The sequence below is a fragment of the Metabacillus sp. RB-C-LZQ-3-1 genome, from assembly GCF_058315175.1.
In genome coordinates this window covers 338,034-344,344 of record NZ_JBZFLI010000005.1, presented here as the reverse complement: position 1 = coordinate 344,344, position 6,311 = coordinate 338,034, and the positions used below count along the sequence as shown (strand labels likewise).

Below are 6,311 nucleotides of genomic sequence, written 5' to 3'. Positions count from 1 at the left end.
TTTCTACCTTGTGGTTTTTTTGTATTTGTAGTCCTTCCTTTAGCTTATGGAGTACAAGCTTTTTCTTTTAAACTATCAGAAATGAAAAGGCTTTTCTAATTCTTTTATCTCTCATCAATATCAATTGAATAGGTATCAAACCATACATGGATTTGCGCCAGGTGGGCAAGAAGTTGTGGACCTGACATCAATTGCCCAAACCATGGAACCTGGAATGCCTTTCCTTCTGTTTCAATAATATCATTGAGCTTTTGCTTGTTTAACAGTTCATGCAATATGGAATCCTTCCCACTAACAAGTGATTGAAGCCAGTTTTTTACTAATCTCGTATACTCTGGATTATGTGTTTTCGGATATGGACTTTTCTTACGATAGAGAACCTCATTAGGCAGAATCCCTTCTAACGCTTTTCGAAGAATACCTTTCTCACGATTCCCGTACATTTTTACATCCCATGGAATATTCCACACATACTCAACGAGACGGTGATCGGCAAATGGGACACGAACCTCTAAGCTAGCCCCCATACTCATTCGATCTTTTCGATCTAATAAATTCGTCATAAACCAATGCATATTTAAGTAAAAGAGTTGTCGTCTTTTCGCTTCAATCTCTGATTCCCCTTCAAGTAAAGGTGTCTCATTTACTGTATCTTGATGACGCGCTTGAACATATTCATGTAAATTTAATTTATTTTGCCATTCTGGTTTCAAGAGCGACATTCTTTCATCAGTGGAGCGCATCCATGGAAAGGCAGAGCTAGCTAGGTCCTCCGGCCGGTGAAACCATGGATATCCTCCAAAAATCTCATCTGCACATTCACCTGATAAGCCAACAACAAAACCTTTTTTTATTTCACGACAAAACCACAATAATGATGAATCGACATCAGCCATCCCTGGAAGATCACGGACAGATGTAGCTTCAATGAGATGATCTACCAACTCTTGCTGTGTAATGACGCAACGATGGTGAACTGTTTGAAATTGGTCGCTCATTTTCTGAATCCAAGGGCCATCCGAGTTTGGTTGAAACTCATTTGCCTTAAAAAACTTTTCATTATCTTCATAATCGATTGAATACGTATGAAGCTGTCCTTTCCCCTCTTTTTTGTAATGTTCTGCAGCAATTGCTGTAATTGCACTGGAGTCTACTCCGCCTGAAAGGAAAGTACATAGTGGTACATCTGAAACTAATTGTCGAGTGACCGCGTCAGAAAATAAAGAGCGAACTTTTTCTGCTGTTTCTTCAACAGAATCTTCATGCGGTTTGCTTTCAACATCCCAATAGCGCCATTTTTTCAAGCCGTCTTTTGAATATACTAATGCATGTGCAGGACGAAGCTCGTCGATCCCTTTAAATACACCAACACCAGGTGTACGGGCCGGGCCAACACCAAAAATTTCTGATAACCCGGTTTTATCTAATTTCGCTGTAACAGATGGATGTGCCAGGATAGCTTTTAGCTCTGAACCAAAAAGAATTGAGCCGTTTTCCTCTTTATAAAATAACGGTTTTACCCCTAATCGATCTCTTCCGATAAATAGTTTTTGTTTTGCTGAATCCCAAACCGCAAAAGCAAAAATTCCATTTAATCGATCTACACATTCTTCTTCCCACTCAATATATGATTGGAGAAGCACCTCTGTATCGGAATGTCCTTTAAATGTATACCCCTTTGAAAGAAGTTCCTTTCGAATATCTTCTGTATTATAAAGCTCACCATTATAACAAATTGTAAAAGACTGACCGTTCTTCGTTCTTGTCATTGGCTGAACACCACCGGCAGGGTCAACAACGACTAATCGCTTATGACCGAACAGTACATGGTCTTCTCCCCAAATATTCGTATCATCAGGTCCCCTTTTTGATAATGTTTCCGCCATCTTCTTAATTGTCTCTTGTTCAGCACGAATATTTCCTTTTAAATTTACCCACCCTGTGATTCCACACATTTACGTATCATCTCCCTCATCTATTTTCATCCATGTTATATATTCTCACGCCTATAACCCCAACAGGTGTACCTAGTGTATGCCCAGGTCTTAACAATGTTGAATTGTCCTAATCAAATAATCCATGCATAAACTTTTTTACTTTTGTCTAAAACGAAGGTAAGAATGCAAATTCCACTACATCACAAGTGTGTCAGAATGAATTTGGAGGTAAATATAAATGTTTCCAATAAAACGAGCAGACCTGCTATTCAATCAAAAACGTTCTTATTTAACTGGGCTGATTGAAAAAGCCAATGATCAGTACGTCATTTATGATGATATGAATGATGAGCTTCTTTTATTAGATGAGATTCAAAATTCTCACATAGAAATTTTACATACGTCTGGATGGGAAGCTGGAGTGTGGATAGGATTAGGTAAGATTAAAACAAATTCAGGGACTTATTCAGTCAACAATGGTGATACTGTAAGAGTCCGAAAAAAATTGCCGGTAGCCCTGGATGAAATGCTGAAAGAACTCCCGGATGAGACCTTTGTTCGGTTTATTAAACAAATCAACTCACTTGGCTTTTCGCCTTATGACTGTATTTATTCATATAATCAGTTATTATTTCTTGATAATCGTGTTCATAAAAAAGGAGTATCTTTTTATCAATTGGACAACGAGGAATGCATACTTGGAATTCAACATCACTTCGAAAGGGGAGTTCACTCCTCAGACCGGCTGGAGATCACAACTAGCCTTGGAGATAGAAGATTAATTTGCAGTAAATATTAGACGAAACATAAAAAATGCCTACTTCGAGTAGGCATTTTTTAAGTTTTTTATGAAAAGCTCCAAATTCCTAATGGTAAACGCATTCCTAATAGAATAGTTAGAATCAAGACAATGACAAATTGAATCCAAAATACTCTTGTTGGCTTCCCTTTCTTTAGGCGTACTAACACCATTTCCATTGCACCGATTGTCCATACACCAAGGATGATTTTCGCAATGTATTCACCATCTATTTGGTAAATGGATGTTACAAGGATAAATCCTGTCACTAAGATTAAAATATAGAATAACCTTAAAACCATATGTACAATTTTAGACGGCTTTTCTTTTCCTGACTTAAAAAGCGAGTGTGCAACAAAAAATAAAATAATCGCAACAACCCAAGTTGTTATGTGTGCATGTGTCATATCTTTCCCTCCTTAAACTGATCAAAGACAACCCTATTTTAGCATGATTTCCTTCAAATATTAAAAAATAAAGAGGAAAAGAATGAATATCCTGTGACATATTTAAAGCGGAAGCGCACGTTGAGCGACGTATGAACTGGAGCACTCCGTATGAGATAAAGGAAACACGAAGAGCGATAGCGATTCGATGTTGACTTATCATAAGGAGGAGGGTGAAGTTCACTAGTCGCTGGGCGCTGGAGCTAGACACAAACACTATGTACGAAGGATTCAAGATTTCTTATCTATAGAATAACTTCTACCTTACCCTAATACTGTATTTCGTAATATTCCAATCCCTTCAACCTCAATTTCAATTACATCACCAGGTTGTAAAAACTTCGGCGGATGATAACCTTTCCCCACCCCCGATGGAGTCCCCGTTGCGATAATATCGCCTGGTTCTAATGTTGTTCCTTGTGAAATCGTCGAAATGATATGCTCAATGGAAAAAATCATATCCTTCGTATGACCATCCTGTCTTAATTCATTATTTACTCTTGTTTTAATGGTTAGATCATAAGGATTTGAGATAGCTGATTTATGGACCAAATAAGGTCCGGTCGGACAAGACGTATCTAAGCTTTTCCCTAATAAAAACTGCTTATGCTGCGATTGCAGATTTCTTGCTGTAACATCATTAACGATTGTATAGCCAAATACAAAATCCAGCGCTTCTTTCTCAGAAATCCGCTTTCCTTTTTTACCGATTACAACCGCTAGTTCACCTTCATAATCTAATTCTTGTGTGATATGAGGATGTGGATCAATACCTTGTTCATGACCAATAACGGTTGTCGGAGCTTTTGAAAACAGCATCACATGCTTGGGTATATCTTCTTCACTTCCCATTTCAATTGCATGTTCACGATAATTTTTTCCTACGCAAAAAATGTTTTTGGCTGGTCTTGGTATTGGAGCTAATATGGTTACGTCAGATAGAGTATAAACAAATCTTTCCACCCTTTCTGCATGTTTTAATTTATCAACTATTTGCTTAACATCTTGAATAAATTTATCACCTAAAGCAACACATTCAACAAGTGTCTTCGGAAAAGAGGTTATTTCAAAGATTTCCTGTTCTGCTTTATGTATGTCAATCACTTTTTCTTCATGTATTAAGCCAATAAACGGCTCATTATGTATAGTCGCTGTCACAAACTTCAATATCTTTTCCTCCTTCAAGTGTTCAGTGATGGAACTAAGCTTTCTAGTGTTTCCTGCTATTTTACTATTATGCTCTCAATCAGTAATTGATAATATATTCGATATAAAAGAGGACATTTCCTTTTTATAAAGGCTGTTTTCAAAAACTTTGTTGCTATGAAATAATGTTCATCGTTGGTTTCCTATAAAATCTGTTTTTTAGGAAAGAGCCAAAAAGAAAGCAGATATATTTTTGTAATATTTTGTATATTTTTAAGATGTTTTATCGATTTTCTTTATTTAGCCTTTAAACAATGTATAATATTCTTGTCCTACAATGTTTAGCGCAAATTAAAATGAAATGGAGAAAATCATGTTGGATAATGAAATTGAATTCAAAAGACAGAGTTTAATCAAAACAGCCCTTCAATATGGTATTAATTCAAACATTACAATTCAGTGCAGCCAAGAATTAGACTTGGTTCTTTTACAAGAAATAAAAGAACTTAACAAGCAGTGGATAAAAGAAAATCCACCCGAAACTTTCAAATGAAATCATAGAGCTTCCCCTAACCGCCATGATCAGGATCCATCCATTTATTCTCTTCAAAAATTGAATTTAAATCCCATTGGTCACACCCTTTCCTTCTGCTTCATAATCTATAAATAGGTAAATGTCATTACTTGTTTTAATATCAAGCTAAAAGGATGGTAAAAATGCCAGCAATCGTAGGAGCTTTTAAGGTAAATAGTGTAGGAACAAGCAGCGTTGTGCATGTTGGTGATGTTATTACCATTTCTCCTCATAGTGAGGTAAAAACATTTGCCGGTGCAGGTTCTTTTAATACAGGTGATGGATTAAACATATACAATCAAAACTCAGTTACAAATACGTATGATAATGATGTTGTTGACCAGCCAATCACTGGAAATCTCTAACCTTGTCATTACCTTTTAACATAGGCTTATTTTGTCTAAAGGAAGTGTGATTATGAATTTCTATATTAATCAATCAATCTGTATTAATTACCTCAAAGTAGGATCAGTTAATAACTCTTCCGTGTTCCAAATTGGAAGCGCAGGAATGATAAAGCCTTTATCAAATTTGTATAACACGGGCGGCTTTTATCAACCTGCACCTCAAATTACAACAGCAACGCCAACAGGTGTTCAGACACCCACTTCTGAAGGTCTTGTTGTTCCTTTATCATCGCCGGGATCGGTATCATAAAGTGAAACTTCCATTTCTGCGGGGGGCTTACTGCCCGTTAAGAGTGGGATAAATTTCTAGGCATTCACCCATTTTCACCGTGTGCATACAATATTTGTATCAACTGTTGAGCGAGAAACAAAAGGGTGGGTGAATGACTATGAATTATCACGATATGATGAAATATTTACAGCAACTGCATCAGTATGTTCAGCAGCAAGACAAAATAATTCAACAGCTTAACAAACAAATAACTAATCTACGATCTGATGTAGAAAAAATAAAAAAGCAACCTGTCACAAATATCGAAAGAATTGAATATAAATTCGATCAATTGAAAGTAGAACATCTTGACGGTGTTTTAAATATCGGTCTAAATCCAACAGATCCTGACCAAATTGAAAACTTTGAGGTTCAACAAAACGGAACGAATGTAGGCGGTGTTCAACAACAGCTTCGGGATCAGTTATTAAAACAATGTACACATGATATTCATCAGTTTTTAAACCATGATTGTATCCAATATATTCAACATGCAGAAAAACAATACGATTTAAAGCTCGATGAACCTCACCGTCAGCATATTATTGCAGATATTCGAAAACAAATTGATAGCCGAATTCAATATTATTTAAATGCTCAGCCTCTGTCAGATCAGGATACTCTCGAAAATAAGAAACAAGAAATTTTTGCTTTAGTTAAAAAAGATGTTGAAAACTCAATAAATCATTTTTTACAGCACTTGCCTAAGGATTCTATTTAAAAGGAGTGGC

General features: G+C 36.3%; 8 protein-coding genes. 5 read left to right on the top strand and 3 right to left on the bottom strand.

The window, feature by feature from the left end; translation table 11 throughout:
* Positions 1 to 104: 104 nt before the first annotated feature.
* Positions 105 to 1,955: an asparagine synthase (glutamine-hydrolyzing) gene (asnB, locus tag AC4GZ8_RS11050; RefSeq protein ID WP_491081905.1), complete on the bottom strand. Its 1,851-nt coding sequence runs from the start codon at positions 1,953 to 1,955 to the stop codon at positions 105 to 107.
* Between the two features lie 220 nt (positions 1,956 to 2,175).
* Between asnB and AC4GZ8_RS11045 the strand changes: the two genes are divergently transcribed.
* The gene (locus AC4GZ8_RS11045) at positions 2,176 to 2,736 is read left to right on the top strand and encodes a DUF2777 family protein (protein WP_491081904.1); all 561 of its coding nucleotides are present in this window, start codon (positions 2,176 to 2,178) and stop codon (positions 2,734 to 2,736) included.
* A 47-nt stretch (positions 2,737 to 2,783) separates the two neighbouring features.
* Here the strand turns inward: AC4GZ8_RS11045 and AC4GZ8_RS11040 are convergent, their stop codons facing one another.
* A complete protein-coding gene (locus AC4GZ8_RS11040; protein ID WP_491081903.1) occupies positions 2,784 to 3,143 on the bottom strand; it encodes a YisL family protein in 360 nt (119 codons plus the stop codon).
* 303 nt (positions 3,144 to 3,446) lie between these two features.
* Complete coding sequence (locus tag AC4GZ8_RS11035) at positions 3,447 to 4,349, bottom strand: fumarylacetoacetate hydrolase family protein (protein WP_491081902.1); 903 nt, start codon at positions 4,347 to 4,349, stop codon at positions 3,447 to 3,449.
* A 355-nt stretch (positions 4,350 to 4,704) separates the two neighbouring features.
* Here AC4GZ8_RS11035 and AC4GZ8_RS11030 point away from each other — a divergent pair, with 355 nt between their 5' ends.
* The 4 genes from AC4GZ8_RS11030 (at position 4,705) to gerPC (ending at position 6,301) form a co-directional block, all read left to right on the top strand.
* Positions 4,705 to 4,881 (top strand): aspartyl-phosphate phosphatase Spo0E family protein, encoded by a 177-nt coding sequence (locus AC4GZ8_RS11030; RefSeq protein WP_491081901.1) that lies wholly within the window; start codon positions 4,705 to 4,707, stop codon positions 4,879 to 4,881.
* Positions 4,882 to 5,045: 164 nt separating this feature from the next.
* Positions 5,046 to 5,267 carry a spore germination protein gene (locus AC4GZ8_RS11025; RefSeq protein WP_491081900.1) on the top strand — a complete coding sequence of 74 codons (222 nt, stop codon included), beginning with the start codon at positions 5,046 to 5,048 and terminating at the stop codon, positions 5,265 to 5,267.
* Positions 5,268 to 5,319: 52 nt separating this feature from the next.
* On the top strand, positions 5,320 to 5,559 hold the full coding sequence (locus tag AC4GZ8_RS11020) for a spore germination protein GerPB (protein ID WP_491081899.1): 240 nt from the start codon (positions 5,320 to 5,322) through the stop codon (positions 5,557 to 5,559).
* Between the two features lie 139 nt (positions 5,560 to 5,698).
* Positions 5,699 to 6,301, top strand: a complete 603-nt coding sequence (gene gerPC, locus AC4GZ8_RS11015; protein WP_491081898.1) for a spore germination protein GerPC — start codon at positions 5,699 to 5,701, stop codon at positions 6,299 to 6,301.
* Positions 6,302 to 6,311 lie beyond the last annotated feature (10 nt).

Excerpts from the sequence above, each read along its gene's own strand:
- gerPC (WP_491081898.1), top strand. The coding sequence starts at position 5,699 with ATGAATTATCACGATATGATGAAATATTTACAGCAACTGCATCAGTAT.
- AC4GZ8_RS11020 (WP_491081899.1), top strand. The coding sequence starts at position 5,320 with ATGAATTTCTATATTAATCAATCAATCTGTATTAATTACCTCAAAGTA.
- asnB (WP_491081905.1), bottom strand. The coding sequence starts at position 1,955 with ATGTGTGGAATCACAGGGTGGGTAAATTTAAAAGGAAATATTCGTGCT.
- AC4GZ8_RS11040 (WP_491081903.1), bottom strand. The coding sequence starts at position 3,143 with ATGACACATGCACACATAACAACTTGGGTTGTTGCGATTATTTTATTT.
- AC4GZ8_RS11045 (WP_491081904.1), top strand. The coding sequence starts at position 2,176 with ATGTTTCCAATAAAACGAGCAGACCTGCTATTCAATCAAAAACGTTCT.
- AC4GZ8_RS11025 (WP_491081900.1), top strand. The coding sequence starts at position 5,046 with ATGCCAGCAATCGTAGGAGCTTTTAAGGTAAATAGTGTAGGAACAAGC.